Source organism: Oceanobacillus picturae (assembly GCF_000612865.1).
In the GTDB taxonomy this organism is placed as follows: Bacteria; Bacillota; Bacilli; order Bacillales; family Amphibacillaceae; genus Oceanobacillus_B; species Oceanobacillus_B jordanicus.
In genome coordinates, this window is sequence record NZ_CCAX010000001.1 from 1,495,230 (window position 1) to 1,513,661 (window position 18,432).

An 18,432-nucleotide genomic window follows, 5' to 3' on the forward strand; every position below is an offset into this window, starting at 1 on the left:
CTATCCTCCTATACTGTTGGTGCCCAGCTTCCATCGATTACTTGGTTAAACCATTCATCAAAGATAGTTTTGTCGGTAATGTTTGGATCTTCATCCCACATTTTGTATTTCTCTGCTTTGTCATGTAACCTCGGGATAGCTTCTCCTGATAGATTAGGTGTTTGATAGGTTGGTGTTTCTTGTTGCGTTTCCTTGTTCTCTTCTGCAGGAGCTAGTTTTACGCGATAAACCCAGAAGTATTCATAACCGCCTCTTGCAGAAAGAGCACGACCTCCTACTGCGATGTAAGGTGCATTGTCATCTCCGCTATCCGTGATACCACCATTCTCATCTATTGTTTTACCTAAGATTTCAGCCTCAACATCCTTTTCCAAGTATGCTGTGTTAAGCGTTACCGCAATAGGCCCTTTTGCAGAATCAGAGAAAAGCACGCCATCATCTGCACGTAAATTCCCTCTATTGATAGAAGGAGCCAAGTTAAATGCCATAGCAGGGCCAAGTGGTTTCACTTCACCGTACGTTGTGTCTGTCTTACTCTCTGATTGGATAACTGCATAATGTAAATCTTTTAATCCTTTAATAGCCATTCATTCTTCCTCCTCGTTAAATTGTTCTACTGGATAAATAAAACGTATTGTCTTTCTAAATCTTCCTAAATTCTCGTCAAACTCTCCTGGTGCCTCGTATGATCTTGAAAAACCAGATTGTTTCATCAGCTGTTTAGCCTGATTAACCAAGTCAATAAAGTTCCCACTAGAAATGATGTCTAGTTGGATAAAGTAATTACTTGTTTTTTCTTCATCATCCGCAGCCAACGTAGGACCTGGGTTATAATCGTTGAAAATAATATAATCCGGATCCTCATTCCCTGCCGTAATGTAATTTATCGGGACATTTAAAGGAGATAAGGCACCCTTTACAACTTTGTTGATACTCACATCCTCATCTCCTTTCTAAGTTCCTCAACGTAGATATCTAGAATTTTTCCTTTACTCATCTCAAAAGCGATAGAAGCAAAGGGCTTTGGGGCAATGAAGCGTTTAGCGCGAACATTGTAAAAACCAAACTCGTGCATGTAGAGATAATACCCTTCCACCTTGGCTCCGCCTCTCGTTCCAACAAACAATTCTCCATTTCTGGGATCGGTTCGTATGATGGAATCCTGTGCGTCCCCTGATCGACGGGTTAATCCATGAGCATAAACCTCTGATTTCATCTGGTCTTTTAGTAAATCCCCTGCACGTTTTAGAGCCCTGTTTCTGACTCTTCCTGGTACCTGTTCTAACCATTCGATCTCTCGAATTAACTCATCCAATCCCTCAAATTGAAAGTCCATCAGCTGACAGCTCTCAATCTCACAGTCATTGTTTTACGTAGACCATCATCATCTTCAATAGACTCGATAGCATGATCAATATCTCGCCACGAAACAGTTAACCCTTTAGGTCGTTCCGCGTCCAATAACTTGCGTTGGTAACGAATAGCGAATTCACGATTGTGCTCAAGTTGAGACTGGGCAGCTGCATAAAAGGCATTCCCTTTTAACGTTTTCAATTTAGCCCAAGCTTTTGTGTATAAAATAGGCTGAGTGATAAGAAAACCGTCTTCATCCGTTCCACCTGTGGGTCGATTAAATATCAACCTTTGGTCAAGCTCACCTGAGTTCATTGGCTCTCAGCCTCCTTCGTATAACAGTACCTTAACTGCTGAATGATAGCTTCAAAAGAGTGTGGGATATTATAAGAGTTGTTACCAATCCTAGATAGTTCTCGGTTATCGTACCAGTGACCAACAAGGACAGTAACAGCCATCTTATATAGATCGTTTGTCGTATCGACGGTACCTACTCCGTTTTGAATGTAGAGCGCAGCTCTTTTCTCTAAGAGTGTAAGCATTCCGTCATCTTCTTCATGCTCTATTCGCAAGTAGTCCTTTATCTCTTGGATATCCATGCCATCACCCTCTCATAGAAAAAGAGAGCGATGTTACTCGCCCTCTTCGTCTGGTGGTTGTTCTTTTTCTTTCAGTACATCCTCGATATGAGTCTTAACCCCTGTACGGTCCTTGCCCTCTGTTTCCTTTTGAAGTAGATCTTGCAGCTCTTCTCCACTAAGATCAGAAGTAATGTTTCCTTTTACTTCGTTAACATTTCCATCTAGAAAGCTTGACTCTTCTTCTAGCGCTTCTACATATCCCTTAGAAGCAATCTCCTTTACTCTATCTTCAGAGCCTTCATAAACAGAGTAATCTTTACTTTTCGGAGAAAAAACCTGCTTTGTCTCCTTATCTCTAAAACGTTTAATTACCTTTGCTTTCATAATAAACTACCTCCTGATTATTAATTTTTAAATTAAACTTCTGGTGTTGTTTCGGTTTCCGGTACTACTGTGATATCAATTTGGCCGAATACAACTGCTTCCTCGTCCCACTTCGTGACGTCTTCCCGCTCAATTACACGGAATTCAGTAGTGTTACTTCTCCAAGCATTTCCGCCTTCTTTAGTCATATCTAAAAGCATTTGTTCACGATCCCAGTAAACGATTGCTTCTTTCAAATCTCCGATAATAAACGGCGCCATACCTGCTTGGGTGGCAATTGTTTTATTAGATAATTTAACAATCGGATGCGTTCCGAATAACAATTTACGTGTAGCTTTGGTAGGATCTGGCTGCAACAATGATCGACCATTTTTATCTTCTAATTGATCTAGATAGTTAAACCCGTCTTGGTTTGTAATTATCAATGCGCCCTCAGCAAACGCAGGATCAAGTGTAACGTTAAGAGTAGTTTTAATTCCTCGGTAATCTTTCAGGTCAACTTTTTCCAGTGTATTTAGTTGCTCTAGAATTAAATGGTTTCCAGTTGCTCTTGATTTTTTAGCGATCCATTTCGCTAGATAAGCTTTAAGAGCTTGATCTGTGTCAGCAAGAACAGTATTTGCCACAGGTAAGAAACCAGCATAATCTTCAATCACGTAAGACAAACGATCGAATTTCGGAGAGGCAATTTCCTGCATAGCATTTGGATCACCGTATTCGGACAATGGTGCTAACGGCGTATGATCTGCACGTCTTTCAAGAGTACGAGAGCCTTTGTTTGTTGTCACCGGCTCAACAGTCACATATTGACGAAGATCATCGGTAGTCTGTGCTAGCTCATTAATTTGAGTGGAAATGTCTTCTGGAATAATGTACCCACCATCTTCGCCACTTTCTTTAGAAAGACGTGCGTAATATCCTTCCATCACCTCTGCTTCTTCATCAGTCAGTTTTTGACCTTTTAGCGCTTTAAAGAAGAGCGCTTTATATTCTGGTTTTTCCTCCTTAGGCTCCTGATTCATTTGCCCACCTTTAGCTTGTGGCTCTGGTGCAGTACCTAACCCTTGGAAGTCTTTTTGCAAAGCAAGGAAATTATCAAGATCCTTCTTGGCTGCTTTGGCTTTTTCCAATTCCTTTTTTGCTTCCTCTTGCTTGCCTTCGTCCATTAGCTTCTCTGCAGAAGCTTTTAGGTCGGCAGCGTTTTGACGAAGATCTTGCTCCCGCTTGGTCATACCCGCGTCCATTTTTACAGATAGTACATTTTTATTACGTAACATGCTTAACATTGCTGTAGAAAATAATGTTTTCAATTTTGTTTCCTCCCTGTTTTTTAACATAAAAAATAGACCTTACAATGCTAGTAGGTCCAATTCGTTTTGCATTTTCATTTTTTCAAACTCATCTACTTCGTTTGTTTGCTCTTCTGGTGGTTCAGTACCTCCCTTCTTAGCATCAACCTGTGCGACTAGTTTTTGTGGTGTTTTCTCATATTTGTTGAGTAGCTCACTGGCACAAGCTGCGATGTTTTTAGATTCGATCACCTCCACATTGAAGTATTTAGCTGCTTCTTCTCCATTCAACCATGTTTCGTCTTCCATCATTTGCTGAATAGTACCGAGTTCCACCCCATCTTTCAAATTGTCCTTGTATACATTCACAAGCCCTGATTCAATTGAGTCTAAGTCATCGGCTAGCTTCCGGAAATCACTGGCATTCCCAATGGCAATAGTCAAAGGTTTATGAATCATTAAAAACGCGTTGGAAGGAATGTGAATCGTATCTCCTACCATTGCGATAATAGATGCCATGGAAGCTGCGACACCATCTACATAGACTGCTTTTTTGGCCTTATTACGACTTAACATGTTGTAAATAGCTTGTCCTGCAAAGACGGATCCGCCTGGACTGTTAATATAAATGTTCAGTTCGTCCAAACCATCAACTTGGTTGAGAGCATTCAATACATCGTCCGGCATTACATCGGCTTCATCCCACTTAAAGTCCGTATTGTCAACGATCTCACCATAAATGTAAAGGTCTGCTGATTTGTCGGTGAGGTTTTTAACCGTCATTAGCTGATTCGACTTGTTTTGTAATGGGGTTGCACTCATGTAAACTGGTTGCCTAATCTTCTGTTTCATTGTCCTCACCTCCTTCCGATACTGTAGCTTTGGCCCGCTGATAGTCTTCAATGAGATCTAGCGTAGTAAAGTTAAGAGACACAAATCGTTTCTCTCCCATTGGGCCAATGCCATCCATGTCCTCTAGTTCTAAGATTTGATTAATGTCAAAACCACCGATCTCCCACATCATCTTGTAAAATTCTCCGCGAGACTTAGCGTCAGCTCTTAATAGACTCGTTAGATTAAACTTGGAATAATAACGGCGTTGCTCTACCTCTGAAAATAACTGATAGGTGAATTCTTCCTCCCACTGTTTGATAATAGGACTCAACGTGTGCTGGATAAAGTCTAATGATTGTTGCTCAATGTTACTGTGTGTTGATCTTTCCAGTTCATTAACCATATGCATTGGGATGTTATACAGCATGGCAATATCTGTTTTATCGTACTTCATTCCCTCTACAAACTGCGCGTCTTTTAAAGGCATGCTGATACTTTGAAATTCAAGGCCCGCATCTAGGATAGCGATACGCTGGGCATTATTTAAACCTGTATTAGCCTTCTCCCATTCATCACGGACAACCTCTTTTGCATCGGAATTAATCATGCCTGGTACTTTTAAGACACCACTATTTGACGCGCCATTTTTATAAAACTTCCCTTTAAACTTCTGGGCTGCTTGTGAACTACCGATTGCCTCTCTCGCTACTTGGATCGGAGGCTTTCCCTTTACTCCATCAGTCGATAACGCCGTCAGATGAATGACATCCCCGTAACCAATCTTCGTAAATTCGCCATTTGGTAGTGTCGTTAAATACCACAAGGTATTAGTCTTCACATCCACATAAGGCTCTGTTACAGAAGGATTTAAAAGCCAAAGTTCCTTCGGCCTTCCGTCGTAACCCCAGTTAATGTTGATGTAAGCATTCCCCCAGGTGTTACGGTGCGTCTCAATTAAATGTTTAAACTTAAAAGGACTCTGGTATGGGTTGGGCCTATTCTCCAATAACTTTGCTACCGCATGTTTCTTGTCGCGCTCCCTGCCATCGCGTGTTTTCTTAAACGTTTGGAAAGGCAATTTTGCAATGCTGTTCGCTAGGATATTTACACAGGTATAAACTGCTGGAACACCTAATGCGGAATTAACAGTTACGGTTTCGCCACTTGCTGATTCATGACCAAACATTTTAAGAAACCAAGGTGCTGGATCCTTCAAGTCGGTTGTCTCTGCTTTTGGCGTTAAGACGTTTTTAAATATCAATGTTTACCACCTCCTTCACCTCCTAGCGATAATAATGCCGACTAAGATTAGTACTACAGCTAATAAATAGTTACCGGCCAGTATATTTACATCAATGACTGTAATGAGATACGTATTGACGATCCCTAGCACAATACCTGATAAAATTAAAAAATCCTCTACCCATTTGGTAAAGAATGCCGTAAAGAACGCTATGAAAAAATCTCTTATCGCTTTTGCTATTTTAATTACCTCCTACATACTCCAGTTATTTAAAAAATGACTGCTAAGATCTTGTGTATCTCCGACCATTGCACGACTAAATCCGTTTATAACTCCTGCAGCTGGATCAATTCGTTCTGTTGATTTGGACTTATCCAACATTATGTTTTCCTGTGCATCTTGCTTTTGAATAGCGTTACCAACTGCCCAAGTTAATAGGGGATCATCAAAGTGGATAATTTCACCCGCATATGCACATTTACGGAACTCTTTGGTAGGACCAGATAAATGTCTGAGCATCTGAGGTATCTCAACCATTGTGAAACCTTCTAGCTCCATTTGCTGTGCAAAGTGGCTGGCATTCCATTTATCGTAATCTATCTCAATAATGTTATAACCTTCATCCCTTAAACTGATAATGTGCTGCGCGATATAACTGTAATCCACCACACTACCCGGTGTAGTAGTTAAATAGTTTTGCTCCTCCCATAGATCAAATGGGACATTGTCTGTCTTAATGCGTTCCTGAAGTTTGTCTTCAGGCATAAAAGAATGTTGTTTAATAGCATATTTGCCATCATCCAGTCTGAATACTAAACCTATACTGGATAAATCCGTAGTAGAAGAAAGGTCCAACCCTATCCATAGTGGATATTTTTTAAGGTCTCTTTCTTTGTCGACTTCACATTTTTTCCATTTACTCATGTCCATATAGCCGTTGTCCTTTGCATCTACCCAAATGTTCATATTTTTGGTTAGGAAGTTTCGCATTTTCTCAGGAACATCGAGAGCTATCTTTAACTGGCTCCTTAGATAATTAATCCCACCTTCATAGGAACATTTTATAGGGTTTGCTTTTGGCCAGTTTTTCTCGTCCTTAATGTCATCATCTTTATCAAGTTCATTAATCATGCCAAAATAATTGTCATTTTCAATAGAGCTATTCGGGTCTAGTATTTGAGAAACATATTTATATTCAACTCGATAACAAGGTTTATTAAGGTCAAATCCAGCAGTAGTTATAATCATTAATAAAGGCTGGAGCCTTGCACCCATTCCGGAATCACCAATGTCGTAAATCTCCATCGTTTCATGAGCGTGATACTCATCAATGAAAAATGCGCTTGGGTTCGTACCATCACCAGTTTTCCTATCCTCTTTACTCAGAGGTTTTATGATAGATCCGCTTTTTAGATGCGTAATGGTTCCGTACGCCACTTTGAATCGATCTCTAAGATCTTCATTACCCATGATCATAGCTTCGATTTCTTCCCAAACTATTTTAGCTTGGTCTTTTTTCGTAGCTGCACAATAGACTTCAGCAGAAGGCTCACCAAATGCTGAAGCTTCATAGCTTCCAGACGCCCCCAGGGACTGTGACTTTGCTTCTTTCCTTGCAGTTTGCCAATATCCTTTAGTGAATCTTCTTAGATGGGTAGCCTTATGAATCCATCCGTAGATATTACCAAAAATAAACTTTTGAATAATATGCGGTTCGATATATTGACCAGCAAGGACTCCCTTCCTGTGTTTAAATAGTCGCATCCAATCAAAGAAACGTTCTGCACGTTCTTCATCAAAAACGTAAGGAAATTCTTCTGTACCTTCTCTTTCAAGGTCATATAAAAAACGCTGACACGCCCACTTGTGTTTTTGACAAGCAACGATATCACCGTTCAATACTTTCTCGCTATATTGGATTAATTCGTATCTTATTCCTGGTTCAGCGACAACATGGTGCATCTATACATCACCGAACTTCTGTTCAAATTCTGACTTGGGTTTATTGTTGTCATCCGAATTAGGTATTACTAATTTCAAGCGAGATGTAATTGTCAGTCCAAGATCACTGGCAGCTGCACGGCACTCATTGAAGAGTGAATTCTTTACTCGCATCAGCTTTGGATAGTCTTCATTGGCGATAGCTTTCTTTTTGCCATTCACCTTTTCATATTCAGTAGCCTTGATTCTCTTAATGTGCTTGAGCAGATCAAGGTACTGAGTCTTTGAGTCAATGTATCTAGCTAAATTATCAACATCTAAATTTGAAAAGATATCGAGACGCAAAAGCTCGGTAGCTATTCGGTCAAATTCTTCTCGCTGTTTTTTAGTTAGGTAAGACGGAGCTTCGACATTATCTGTGAAGCCTTTCATCTTGCTTTCCTGTTCTTGGCGTTTCTTGATTTCGTCTTTTGTTAAGTGGTTCGATCTGCCTTTACCTTGAATTACAGACAAAGGTTGTTTATTTCTCCCTGGCATCCATTACACCTCCTTGAAAAAATATTCAAAAACGGATTTTTGTGTGCGCTTGAGGGGGCATCGCTCTTTTGTAGAATCAAAAATAAAAAATTAACCCCGGGGGCCTGTCTTATGTTCGGCGTTGTGACAGCCGTGACAAAGCGATTCAAGGTTATCAAGCCCATAACGCTGTTCCCAATCATCTCTTACCTCTATGATGTGATGAACCACTTGGGCTTGTCGTATGTTACCTCGCTTCAAACATCGCTGACATAGTCCCTTGTCTCTTGCTAATGCTACAGCTCTAACCCTCTGCCACTTGGTCGACTTGTAGAAGGCGTTAACCTTCGGATCTCTTTTGTACTGGTTATAATTCCTCGTGGTTTCTTGTAGGTTTTTCTCATGCGTTTTACAGTAAGAATTTCTGGTGAGATTATTACAACCAAATTCCCCACAAGGTCTCAATGATTTCTGTGCCATTAATGCTCACCTAAATCAGCACGGCCATAGCTCACCAAGTTATACTTGAGTTGGTTCATTCGATTGTTTATATCTTCTTGGATTTCTATTCTTTTCTCAGCATTGTGTACGGCTTTTAATGCGTCTCTTTTCCCCTGCATCTTCCTCACCTTCTTATCGGTAACGAAACAAGTGAAATGATAATGGCATTGATCACATTTGAAGTAGGTTTCTTTTATATCGTTCGAATGTTTTTTTACTTTGTAGTTAATATCAGTCACCCGATTACATTGATCGCATAAGGCTATCATGTTAACACCTCTTCCTGTTTTAGACATAAAGAAAAAGCATCAATAATTGATGCTTTCTTAGTTAGAATTATAATGGTTCAGAAGCTTAAAGTAATATAAGTCGTTTTCCAACTAATGTCTCTTAAACTTACTGTTAATTTTTCTGTTCGTATCTTCTAAATATAAGCCAACCTTTCGCTCAAATTCTTCAATATCGATTATAAGTTTATTTATCCTATCTTTATCTATTTTCTTATCTTTCTCTTCCATCTTCAAAAGTAATAATCTATTCAAAATTTTCGAGAGTAAAGAAACATCCTCTTCATCTTTTATCATATAAATAAACTCATATTTAAATTTCTCTAGGGAGTCACTAACTATATAATCTTTTATTTCACCATAAGTTATAACATCTTTCTTTGTGAAAACCTCCATTCTTTTATTGATATTACGTAGGTCATTTTTAACTAAAATACATATATTTTTAAACGTCTTTAACTGTTTTAAGTCCTCCATATTCTTACTATTTTGCACTTGAATATAAGCTGCATAATATGCCACCAAGCCCCCTATGGCTGCGTTTCCTAGCGTTAATAATATATCGATGGTAGTTTGAAATGATTTTGGTTTTAGATCAAGGTTAGAAATACTAATAATTAACAAGGTAAAAAAGATGATAACTATGTATATATATGTTTTTTTCACCATTAATTCTCTTCTAATCTCCATAGCTCTTCAGTGATATCTGGATCACTTGCAGTTAAAGGGGCTAAGGGCTTTTTTTCATAAACACTCAAAATATCATTTTCAAAGCTGTCTAATATTGGATTTTCTAACAGTTCAAAGTAAATATTAATTTTTTCAGGATGGTTGGCGGGTATAAAATTTGTACATTGCTCTTCATAACAATTAATTTCATAGTTTGGTATGTCCTTATTATTATAGTATGTATTTACATTTTCGTCGCAACATGGACAGTCCACTATATATTTAATTCTTAATAAGGGACTGCTTTCTTTACTAATAAAAATTTCCTCAGATGAAGAAACGCTAAAAATTGATAATCCTAATTTCTTATTAATGCCATAATCATTTATAAACTCTAAAGGATTTAAGTAATCATAATATAACTCTGATTGATTAGCTAACCAACTATCAAAGGAATCAATTAGAAAATCATTCAATTTATATTTAGCCTTTATATTATTTATCCTTAAAATATCCAATTTCGGAAAGTACATATTCAAGATCTCCTTTATAAAGATACTTATAGAAATGGACTTGATAAAATTCATTATTTGCCTCTAATCGAGTATTTATAGTGTTCTTTTGCCCTGGCATAAACCAATTAACCCATAAATTATCATATGCCTCTTGCTGATCTATTGTATCTCTCGTATCATAGTAAATTTCAGATAAATCTATTGATCTTTCTTTTTCTTTTGATCTAGCTTTGACCTTACCACCAGACCTATCAGAGAAATGAAAAGCATTTATAAAACCTTTTTTACCGGGTTCTCTTTGCTTTAACTGTTTAAAGTCACTTTGAATTAAAGCTCTCTCGAACAGTCTTCTTAAACGAAAATTCATATCAAAATTTCTGGTTTCGAACCCATTTAAAGAAGAGGCCATTTCCTGGGCAAACCTTTCTATTTTATCAATATGTCTATTTACCTCTGTTCTTGATTTCTCCTCTGCCTTTTCTGTAAGTTCTTTAGCTATCTTATATAGCGTTGTTTTAAAATGGGTAGAGTCAATAGTTTCAATGCCTAACATTTTTTCACATATGTTACGAATTTTTTTATAAAAAGTAACGTCTGGAATTTTTTTGTAATCCTGATTAATTAATTCAACAGCATTACCTCTTGGTCGCATTCTTATATACAAATAATTTTCCAATAAATCAACCCTTACAAAATAGATATTATTTTCCTTCATGATACTATTTTTATTGGAAACTCTTATCGTTTCTATTAAAGTTAATTCAATGTATTGATTTGACTCCATGTTAAATTCGGTTAAAACTAGTTTATCTGGTAAGTATACATTAAGCAGTTCATTTTTCTCTGGAACTTCCCATCCCTTGCTTCTCAATAATAATTTAATATCCTCAAAATTTTTATTTTTCAAGTTTTCAACTGAATATTTATCTAAGTCTTTACAGAAGATAGTTCGATTATATCCATATCTAATCTCTTGGTCTACAAACTTAATAGCATCTTCAGTGCTTATCTTATTATTATTAACATTTTCTTCAAATACCCTTACCATCTCTTCTTTTATTAATGGCAAGGGTATCTCATGAATTGTTAAAACATTCACTAGTGAACGAGTGGTTATATCTTTTGCATGATCCCACCTTAATTTAAATTCTTCCTGTACAGTTTTTCCCACTGGTAATCCTCCCCTTTTAGTTCTAAATATTCCAATACAGGTACCTTTCGACACAGAAGGTATATATTCCTGCATAAATTACAGGATTTATAAAATCGCATGTCGAATGAACTATATAAAGAAGGAGGTGATAAATAATGGGAAAAAATTGTAACCCTAGTCCTAAAGTTAAGCAAGCTGGAAAAACGCTATCCACTAGCAAATCTTCAGCTAGAAAAACTGCTGCAGGTAAAACGTTAGCTAAACACAAAGCACGTAAACATTAGTTTTATAAAAAAGGCACTCACTATCACCGCGTGAATGCCTTTTTTATAGATAATAATGTCGATTTGCAGTAAAGGAACCAGGTAGTCTCTTCAGGAATCTTATTTATATCGCACAATACAATCATAACTGATTTATACAGGAATAACCTGCCATCTTTCTGCCATTTCTCTGCCATTAATTTATATTGTTAAAACAGATTTATAACATAACCATAGATCATTGGCCCTAATATTGCTCCTGCAAGAAAAAATAAAAATGATATTAAAAAGCTTATTAAGTGATTTTTTTTATTTTCTTTCTTTACTGTTTTATCCAGTTCAATTAGTAAAGGTTGTGCTTCTGCTAAAGATACTTTATTTAATTTATTTATATGTTCATATTCAGTTCTAACCTTCTCTAATTCGTTTTGATTAGATTCTATAAGTTCGTTTAATTCCTTAATTACTTGCGATGTATTGGCCAATGATTCTTGAGCTTCTGTAATTTTGGTTTCAATAGTTTTATTAGTTTTTTCTACATTTTCGTTAAGCTTACGTAGGTCAACACTTCTCCCTATTAATATTGTAAATAATTGAGAAATAGCCTCTGTTTGAGCATTTCCTACTAGTGTTAAAAATTTTTTAGTTGGTTCAAACATAGCATGCATACAACCTTGTATTACTTTCCATATATTAATCATTCAGATTCACCCGTCTACTCTAATATATTTATAATCTGAAGTATTTGCATAACTGTTAATACAAAAATTAGTGAATTTAAAATAACAATTGGTGATTTTATGAGTACCTTTTTAAAAGTTCTCTTTTCGTTAGAAATTAATATAGATACATTAATTACAAAGTTTGACATAGCATACACACAAGTAAGAAACAAAATGAAAATAATAGCATTAATAATTACATTGGAGAAAATTATGTTCAGTACAATAATAATAACAATAATTAAAAATAGTGCACCTAGTTCTCTTATGTATGGTTTAAGATTTTCATTCATTTTTCCTGCTTCAATTATGAATCCTAAAACCCCTATCACTCCAATTATTGCACCTATTATGTTTGTAACTAACTGGTAGCCAAAAAAGTCGGGGTTTATATACAAGTAAAAGGAACCAGTTAGTAAAGCTATAGCAGTCGATATTCCTTTTACGATATCAGAATTGTTCTTATTACCGTTAATACTAGCGTTTTCTTTCAATAATAAACCTCCAATCAATTACCCATATCTTATATACTGAGTAACTAGCCGTTAGGCTAGATCCCTTGATATAACTAATTCTACCATAATCTACTAAAATGAGTTACACGTTATTTTAATATGAATAATTGCTAAAGAGAACAAAATAAAAAGCCCTCCTTTTATGGAAGAGCTTATATTTTAAATTCTTTTATTGCTTTGTTCATAGCATCTTGATCAATACCTATATACCTTAATGTAAATGCTGGGTCTGAATGATTTAGTATCTTTTGTAATAAGGCGACATCGCCTGTTTGTTTATATAAATGGTATCCAAATGTTTTTCTTAACGTGTGAGTCCCTATATCTATTAAATTCACATGGCTGGCAGCATTACGTAATATCTTATAAGCCATGCTCCTACCTATTGGTTTATTTATACCTTCTCTACTTTTGAAAAGAAATTCATGGTCTTCTTTGCCCTCAATATACTTCTTGAATTCTTTTTGTAGCTGAGGTGTCATGTCTAAGTATTTATCTTTCTTTGTTTTAATTTCCGTAATTTTAAAATAGGATTTCTTAGCATCCGATACTCTTAGAGGGAGAATATCGGATATTCTTAAGCCTGAATTAATCCCTGTAACAAACAACATGTAATTCCTTTCATTTTGCTCCTTGAGGTATCGTTTAACCTCTCTTATTACTTCTGGATCCCTTATCGGTTGGACAAAGTTCAACTGACCTCACCTTCTTCCACATAAACCTCTATACGTAGAATGAAGGCCAGCTTATAAAAGGCTCTTGCCTTAAGTCGGTAATATTTGCGCTCGCTATAACCAAGTTCGTTATACACCTCATAGTCAAAGACTTCCTCATCTTTTAAATACCGATTGATGATAATAGAACGCTCTTGGAAGGCAAGGCGATTAACAGCCTTTTGAATCTTGCTGACATAGGCTTTTCGTTTATTCTCTTGATCTATCTTTCGAATGGCAGCATCTTCGGTTGATGAATGAAATTGATTGCTAGGGCCAGATGGTACCAACTTAAATGCAGCAGTAACTATTGGCTCATTGTCCTCTGGATCCATAAGCAAATACATTCTGTAATCCTCTAATGCTTTTTCAACAACATTTCGCGTTTCCTCACGATCAATCTTTGGTAAATTAAATGCTAACTGCATTTTGACCCCTCCCTCAATATAAAAAAAGGACACCAAACAAGCTTTAGCTTGAATGATGTCCTCCGTTCGTCGGTCGTGACATTGTTTATTTATTTTCTAAGACTAATAATTTCAGATGGAATTGCATTTATGATTTTATTATCCTTCCAGACTATTTTGGTTTCTCCAAATCCCGAATTAGGACTTTTGATTTTTAAAAAGTTTCCGCTGGCCATTACGTATACGCCATCTTTATATGAGCTTAGTTCTATTTGCTTTTTGTTGTCTGGCATTATTCGTTCCCCCTATAATTTCTTTAATTCTTTAGAAAAGCATTGCTGACATAAGCTACTGCTTTTTCTTCTAGATTCAGCACCACATTTATTCATCCCCTCACCCCTCTTAGACCTCCTCAATTTTCATATTCCAGCAATCTGAGATGAATTGAGCATCGCTCAATTCAGAATCATCAAATATATAAGCATTAACTTTATCTTTCGTGACCGTGTAATGTACACCTATTGCAGAATCAGAAGCAATATATTGTCTAATGATTTCAGGGAATTCTCCCTTAACAGTCTTCATATGAGTGGAATAAACAATGTACTCACTCATCGTTAGACCTCTTAATACTCAGTAGAACATATGACAAATGGTTGCTTCCGTTCATCGTTATTCAAAACCCATTTAAATGTTTTATAAACATAAATTTGATCGCCGACCGCTTTCAACTTTTGCCTTGTTTTTCTCTCTTCATCAGTTAGATCGTCTAAATCAATCAACATTTCATTTTGCAGACTTACCTCACCTAGAAAATCTTCTTCAATTTCTTCATCGTTATAACCACATAGATCTTTGTAAAAGTCCTTTGCTTGCTTCTCTGACTCTGCAGCAACATGGTCCAAATCATTCATTTTAAATACTTTCATTTTACATCCTCCTTTAGTTCAGCTTCCTTCACGAATACTCCGTTTACCATCTTGCCTTTGCGGTCTGATATCTCCTTGTATGCAGCATGCAAGCATTCTTCTAATGTCAGTTCATTCTGCTGACCTAAGATAATCAGCGTTACAATCACATCACCAATCCCATCTTTTAGAGCAAAAGCATCATTCCTGGCTAGTGCTGCTGCAACTTCTCCCACTTCTTCTGTTACCTTTAAAAATTGCTTGCTACTATCTGCTTCATGCAATCCTTTGTTAGCGCTCCATTGTTCTACATTTCCGACTAGTTCTGGTAGTTTCATTGTTTAACCTCCATTTGGTTCGTGTTTTAATCGGTCCGACTTTTCAAATAATTATTCACATAGTCATAACAACGTTTAAGGTCCCTGCAGCAATCATGCGTTTCTTCTGTGGAGATTTCATAAAGGCCCGAATGGTTAAGGAACACTTTCATGTCTTCCAGAGCAACCGACTTCCCACGTTCCAACTGTTCCAGCTTTTGCATGAGTGGATCACTTTGAATACCGATGTGATCATAAATGTTTAATTGATTCATTCTGTCACCTCTGAAGAGATACGGTAAGCGAAAGGCCATATAACATTTCCATTCCTTGCTTGGTGGAATAATGCTATAAATACAAAGTCAGGATCCATCCGGAATGTTGCTGCTATATCTACAATTTTGTTGCCTTGGTTGTAAAATCCTGTGATTTCTTCCAGAACTTCTTTGGTGATAAACTTTTCCATATCGTCCAGTAATCTAACTAATCCTTCACCAACTTCTCTGTCCTTTGACCTTTCTAATGGCTTACCTTCACCAATTAGTGTTATCATGCGCTGATCCTCCTCTTCTCCTCCATTTCTCTAAGCTTCTCTTCCAAGATACTGACAGCTTCATCAATGACCTCATTTCCATCACGTCTACAAGCTCTATTTGGACAAGGAGTGAACTGAATCCCCCAGCTATGCTCCTTGTTTATTCCGCCTGTTCCGTTACATGTTCTACACATTAGTTATCTTCTCTAACAATTCGATGTCATCTTTTTCAAAGCTAAAAGCTCCCATAGGTTCATATTCATTGTTTTTCCAATCCTTTAAGAATACTTCTCTATCGCCGATATAACTTCCAAAATAAGGGTCTTGCTCCATGGCGTATATAAAATCCCGCATTAGATGATCATCTTCATTTTTCCAACCAGCGACAACGTATGACCCTTCACTAAACAAACTAGGTGCTACCGAGATTACTAGTCCGTTAACTGAATTTAAAGCGTTTCTAAAATTATCAATTTCGTTTTGTGAAACTTTCATGTCAAACCTTCTTTTTATTTGGTCATCACTTTTATTTTTTGTAGTTAGTTTCGCTTTGTAGATGCTCAACATTTGAATCCCTCCTGGGCATTTTTGTAGTGGTTGAACCATTACAAGCATGTTTATACAAGTCCTTTCATACGATGATCTGGACCAATCACATTCAATACCGTTGCTTTGTTGGCCATTCTGCCTAAAATCCGTTTACCTTGCACTTTTCCATATTTAGCGATTACTTCTGCAGCTGTATAGTTCAAGTTATAAAGATTGGTCTTTCCTTGCCTGTGGTCTAATATTTGGTAAAGAATATCACTTGACCAAGACTCGAAACCATTTTCATTTTTGGAACGTTCTCCTGCTATCTCATCCAGAATTAGCACATCTACTTCAGCCAGTGTATCGAGTATGATATCCTCAGTTAACTTTGAATTACCTTTGTACGTGTTCTGTATGCTTTTTAATAACTCAGGGATCTTTGCGTATAGAACAATTTTATAAACCTCATATTCGAATTCTTCTCCTCTCCAATTTCGCTCAGCGATGATGGTTTTCTGCTTTTCAAATTCTCTAGCAGCGCATCGGAATAAGTGAGATTTCCCTGTACCTGGATTCCCTTGAAAGAGAAGCGACTGGTGCTTCCCTTTCAGAATCTCCAAAGTATAATTCAGCGCCTCGGTTTGGGTATACATTTGACCTTGTTTATCTTTGCCTTTTTTAGGAACATAATCATTGAATGTAACCTCTTTTAATTCATTTGGAATATATTCAATGGCCTTCGACTTTCTTCGTAGTTCTCTCCTTTTTGGCGGCTCATATCCATCCGTTTGTTGCTTTGCTAGATTACTAGTATCACAATTTAGACAAACGCTGTATCGCTCTCCATTACGTTCGTAGATAGGCACATCATTTCCACATTCTTCACAAGTACGGTTGCCAACCTGTTTTATTCCGGCATGTTTCAGTATGTCTAAATCTTTAATTGATTTCATTTTTATCATCCACCTAAATTTGGATATAAGCATTCCCACTGATAGTCATCAAACGTTATTTCATTATCCCGAATAACTTTTCCTTTATGAATTTCAATATCTTGGTTGAACTCCATGCCATATTCAAATGCGTATATTTTAATATCGAGGTTGAATTTTTCTGATATATCTACAAAGTTTTCCGTTATTACTGCCCAAGCTTGTTTGAAATCTTCAATTGTTAATATCTCAATGTGCTTATCATCGAAATCCCAGGTGATCCCGCCTTCAATGAATGCCCGTCTTGTTCCTTCGATATAGAAACCATGCGGAGCACTCATGTTTAAATCCCATTCATCTTCTTTAAGTTGTACTTCGGGAGGGTCCGTTTCTTTTCCCATTAACATAGCAATTCCACCAAATGGATTTAGTGGACTTAACCCTTCCATTAAAAACTTTTTTATATCTTGTCTAGTACCTCTGATTTTTAACACACCTTCAGCCCAATTAGGCATATCACATTCTCCTTTAAAACAAATTGTCATATTCATCAGTTGTCTGAGCTTGCTGATTTAGATAACTCTCGAATTTCGTACCGAACAATGTCTCTGGCCGGAGATACTTGCTCATATCAGAGTTGTTTTTCCATTCAGCGACTTTAGTGTCAATTACCTTTTTGAAATCTTCCTCAGTGAAACCGTCATTCCATCTTGCTTTAATCAGTGTTTTATTCTTAGAAGTGGATGATCGATAGTTTTTTCCAGTGGCATGGTTGAGATAATTTATTATCTCGACATAAGGTATTGTTGTAGTGATCTCTGTTGTAGTCTCTGTAGTAATCTCTGTTAAAGTTTCCAACAAATTGTCTGATTGATTTCCGACACTTTGTAAGTTTGGAATCTGACAAAATGTAAGAATGGATTCTACTAATTTGTTATAATCTAATTTGTAATGAACTGTGGGAGATCCATTGGCTTTCATTAACTTTGTTTCGACTAACCCTATATTCCTTAGTTTGTTGACGGAATATCTCACTTGTCGTTCTGATAAGCAGATTTCTTCTTCCCATTCCTTGTATGTTTTATAAAAATAACCATCTTTTCGCTTCGACTTATCCGACAAGAAAACAATCTGGTTTAAAAGGATTGCAGTTGTTAAATCACCTGTGAATTCTACATAAATTTTCGGTACCGTGAATGTGTTTCGTTGCCCGCTAATCCTATTCAAAACTTCTCTTATCGCTGCATAGTTACTCATTAATTCACCTTCTTGATATTTAATTGGTATATTCTTGTCCAAATCTGATATACTGTATTAACAATG

32 protein-coding genes are annotated in these 18,432 nt (G+C 36.7%); 1 reads left to right on the top strand and 31 read right to left on the bottom strand.

Annotated features, from left to right (window positions below; translation table 11 throughout):
• Positions 1–8: 8 nt before the first annotated feature.
• The 16 genes from BN988_RS07560 to BN988_RS07635 all read right to left on the bottom strand — a co-directional run bounded on the left by BN988_RS07560 (position 9) and on the right by BN988_RS07635 (position 11,284).
• Entirely contained in the window at positions 9–587 is a 579-nt protein-coding gene (locus BN988_RS07560) for a major tail protein (protein ID WP_036574747.1), read from the bottom strand.
• Positions 588–938: a hypothetical protein gene (locus BN988_RS07565; protein WP_036574748.1), complete on the bottom strand. Its 351-nt coding sequence runs from the start codon at positions 936–938 to the stop codon at positions 588–590. It lies immediately after the preceding gene.
• On the bottom strand, positions 935–1,336 hold the full coding sequence (locus tag BN988_RS07570; RefSeq protein ID WP_036574750.1) for an HK97-gp10 family putative phage morphogenesis protein: 402 nt from the start codon (positions 1,334–1,336) through the stop codon (positions 935–937). Before BN988_RS07570 ends, BN988_RS07565 begins: the two co-directional genes overlap by 4 nt.
• A complete protein-coding gene (locus BN988_RS07575; RefSeq protein WP_036574751.1) occupies positions 1,336–1,668 on the bottom strand; it encodes a phage head closure protein in 333 nt (110 codons plus the stop codon). The genes BN988_RS07570 and BN988_RS07575 overlap by 1 nt, the downstream gene beginning before the upstream one ends.
• Positions 1,665–1,952 carry a head-tail connector protein gene (locus BN988_RS07580; protein ID WP_036574753.1) on the bottom strand — a complete coding sequence of 96 codons (288 nt, stop codon included), beginning with the start codon at positions 1,950–1,952 and terminating at the stop codon, positions 1,665–1,667. Before BN988_RS07580 ends, BN988_RS07575 begins: the two co-directional genes overlap by 4 nt.
• Positions 1,953–1,985: 33 nt before the next feature.
• Positions 1,986–2,318, bottom strand: coding sequence for a hypothetical protein (locus tag BN988_RS07585; RefSeq protein ID WP_036574756.1), 333 nt, complete (start codon positions 2,316–2,318; stop codon positions 1,986–1,988).
• 32 nt (positions 2,319–2,350) lie between these two features.
• Positions 2,351–3,628 (bottom strand): phage major capsid protein, encoded by a 1,278-nt coding sequence (locus tag BN988_RS07590; RefSeq protein WP_231495203.1) that lies wholly within the window; start codon positions 3,626–3,628, stop codon positions 2,351–2,353.
• A gap of 39 nt (positions 3,629–3,667) precedes the next feature.
• Positions 3,668–4,429: a head maturation protease, ClpP-related gene (locus tag BN988_RS07595; RefSeq protein ID WP_081779421.1), complete on the bottom strand. Its 762-nt coding sequence runs from the start codon at positions 4,427–4,429 to the stop codon at positions 3,668–3,670.
• Between the two features lie 13 nt (positions 4,430–4,442).
• Positions 4,443–5,702 (bottom strand): phage portal protein, encoded by a 1,260-nt coding sequence (locus BN988_RS07600; protein WP_036574759.1) that lies wholly within the window; start codon positions 5,700–5,702, stop codon positions 4,443–4,445.
• A gap of 234 nt (positions 5,703–5,936) precedes the next feature.
• Positions 5,937–7,646, bottom strand: a complete 1,710-nt coding sequence (locus BN988_RS07605; RefSeq protein ID WP_036574762.1) for a terminase large subunit — start codon at positions 7,644–7,646, stop codon at positions 5,937–5,939.
• A complete protein-coding gene (locus BN988_RS07610; RefSeq protein ID WP_036574764.1) occupies positions 7,647–8,162 on the bottom strand; it encodes a phage terminase small subunit P27 family in 516 nt (171 codons plus the stop codon). It lies immediately after the preceding gene.
• Positions 8,163–8,252: 90 nt separating this feature from the next.
• On the bottom strand, positions 8,253–8,621 hold the full coding sequence (locus BN988_RS07615) for an HNH endonuclease (RefSeq protein WP_036574766.1): 369 nt from the start codon (positions 8,619–8,621) through the stop codon (positions 8,253–8,255).
• Positions 8,621–8,911, bottom strand: a complete 291-nt coding sequence (locus tag BN988_RS07620) for a hypothetical protein (RefSeq protein WP_036574769.1) — start codon at positions 8,909–8,911, stop codon at positions 8,621–8,623. The genes BN988_RS07615 and BN988_RS07620 overlap by 1 nt, the downstream gene beginning before the upstream one ends.
• Positions 8,912–9,022: 111 nt before the next feature.
• The gene (locus BN988_RS07625; protein WP_147629691.1) at positions 9,023–9,595 is read right to left on the bottom strand and encodes a hypothetical protein; all 573 of its coding nucleotides are present in this window, start codon (positions 9,593–9,595) and stop codon (positions 9,023–9,025) included.
• 2 nt (positions 9,596–9,597) lie between these two features.
• Positions 9,598–10,131, bottom strand: a complete 534-nt coding sequence (locus BN988_RS07630; protein ID WP_036574773.1) for a hypothetical protein — start codon at positions 10,129–10,131, stop codon at positions 9,598–9,600.
• A complete protein-coding gene (locus BN988_RS07635; protein ID WP_036574775.1) occupies positions 10,094–11,284 on the bottom strand; it encodes a hypothetical protein in 1,191 nt (396 codons plus the stop codon). The genes BN988_RS07630 and BN988_RS07635 overlap by 38 nt, the downstream gene beginning before the upstream one ends.
• Before the next feature lie 137 nt (positions 11,285–11,421).
• Between BN988_RS07635 and BN988_RS19285 the strand changes: the two genes are divergently transcribed.
• On the top strand, positions 11,422–11,550 hold the full coding sequence (locus BN988_RS19285; RefSeq protein WP_261796566.1) for a hypothetical protein: 129 nt from the start codon (positions 11,422–11,424) through the stop codon (positions 11,548–11,550).
• A 188-nt stretch (positions 11,551–11,738) separates the two neighbouring features.
• Here the strand turns inward: BN988_RS19285 and BN988_RS07640 are convergent, their stop codons facing one another.
• From BN988_RS07640 to BN988_RS07710, 15 genes are all read right to left on the bottom strand, one after another.
• Positions 11,739–12,230 carry a hypothetical protein gene (locus BN988_RS07640; RefSeq protein ID WP_036574777.1) on the bottom strand — a complete coding sequence of 164 codons (492 nt, stop codon included), beginning with the start codon at positions 12,228–12,230 and terminating at the stop codon, positions 11,739–11,741.
• 14 nt (positions 12,231–12,244) lie between these two features.
• Positions 12,245–12,745: a hypothetical protein gene (locus BN988_RS07645; RefSeq protein ID WP_036574780.1), complete on the bottom strand. Its 501-nt coding sequence runs from the start codon at positions 12,743–12,745 to the stop codon at positions 12,245–12,247.
• A gap of 173 nt (positions 12,746–12,918) precedes the next feature.
• Positions 12,919–13,461 carry a site-specific integrase gene (locus BN988_RS07650; RefSeq protein WP_036574783.1) on the bottom strand — a complete coding sequence of 181 codons (543 nt, stop codon included), beginning with the start codon at positions 13,459–13,461 and terminating at the stop codon, positions 12,919–12,921.
• Positions 13,458–13,907, bottom strand: coding sequence for an ArpU family phage packaging/lysis transcriptional regulator (locus tag BN988_RS07655; RefSeq protein ID WP_036574785.1), 450 nt, complete (start codon positions 13,905–13,907; stop codon positions 13,458–13,460). The genes BN988_RS07650 and BN988_RS07655 overlap by 4 nt, the downstream gene beginning before the upstream one ends.
• A gap of 89 nt (positions 13,908–13,996) precedes the next feature.
• Positions 13,997–14,179: a hypothetical protein gene (locus BN988_RS07660; RefSeq protein ID WP_036574788.1), complete on the bottom strand. Its 183-nt coding sequence runs from the start codon at positions 14,177–14,179 to the stop codon at positions 13,997–13,999.
• Between the two features lie 109 nt (positions 14,180–14,288).
• On the bottom strand, positions 14,289–14,501 hold the full coding sequence (locus tag BN988_RS07665) for a hypothetical protein (RefSeq protein ID WP_036574791.1): 213 nt from the start codon (positions 14,499–14,501) through the stop codon (positions 14,289–14,291).
• Between the two features lie 11 nt (positions 14,502–14,512).
• Entirely contained in the window at positions 14,513–14,815 is a 303-nt protein-coding gene (locus BN988_RS07670; protein ID WP_036574793.1) for a hypothetical protein, read from the bottom strand.
• A complete protein-coding gene (locus tag BN988_RS07675; protein WP_036574795.1) occupies positions 14,812–15,132 on the bottom strand; it encodes a MazG-like family protein in 321 nt (106 codons plus the stop codon). The genes BN988_RS07670 and BN988_RS07675 overlap by 4 nt, the downstream gene beginning before the upstream one ends.
• 26 nt (positions 15,133–15,158) lie before the next feature.
• Positions 15,159–15,386, bottom strand: coding sequence for a hypothetical protein (locus tag BN988_RS07680; RefSeq protein ID WP_036574797.1), 228 nt, complete (start codon positions 15,384–15,386; stop codon positions 15,159–15,161).
• Positions 15,383–15,664, bottom strand: a complete 282-nt coding sequence (locus BN988_RS07685) for a hypothetical protein (protein WP_036574799.1) — start codon at positions 15,662–15,664, stop codon at positions 15,383–15,385. The genes BN988_RS07680 and BN988_RS07685 overlap by 4 nt, the downstream gene beginning before the upstream one ends.
• Positions 15,661–15,840: a hypothetical protein gene (locus BN988_RS07690; RefSeq protein WP_036574801.1), complete on the bottom strand. Its 180-nt coding sequence runs from the start codon at positions 15,838–15,840 to the stop codon at positions 15,661–15,663. The genes BN988_RS07685 and BN988_RS07690 overlap by 4 nt, the downstream gene beginning before the upstream one ends.
• Entirely contained in the window at positions 15,833–16,213 is a 381-nt protein-coding gene (locus tag BN988_RS18325) for a hypothetical protein (RefSeq protein ID WP_051557740.1), read from the bottom strand. Before BN988_RS18325 ends, BN988_RS07690 begins: the two co-directional genes overlap by 8 nt.
• A 50-nt stretch (positions 16,214–16,263) precedes the next feature.
• Positions 16,264–17,130, bottom strand: coding sequence for an AAA family ATPase (locus tag BN988_RS07700; protein ID WP_036574803.1), 867 nt, complete (start codon positions 17,128–17,130; stop codon positions 16,264–16,266).
• Between the two features lie 5 nt (positions 17,131–17,135).
• Positions 17,136–17,624: a hypothetical protein gene (locus BN988_RS07705; protein WP_036574807.1), complete on the bottom strand. Its 489-nt coding sequence runs from the start codon at positions 17,622–17,624 to the stop codon at positions 17,136–17,138.
• A 13-nt stretch (positions 17,625–17,637) separates the two neighbouring features.
• Entirely contained in the window at positions 17,638–18,366 is a 729-nt protein-coding gene (locus tag BN988_RS07710) for a conserved phage C-terminal domain-containing protein (protein WP_036574810.1), read from the bottom strand.
• Positions 18,367–18,432 lie beyond the last annotated feature (66 nt).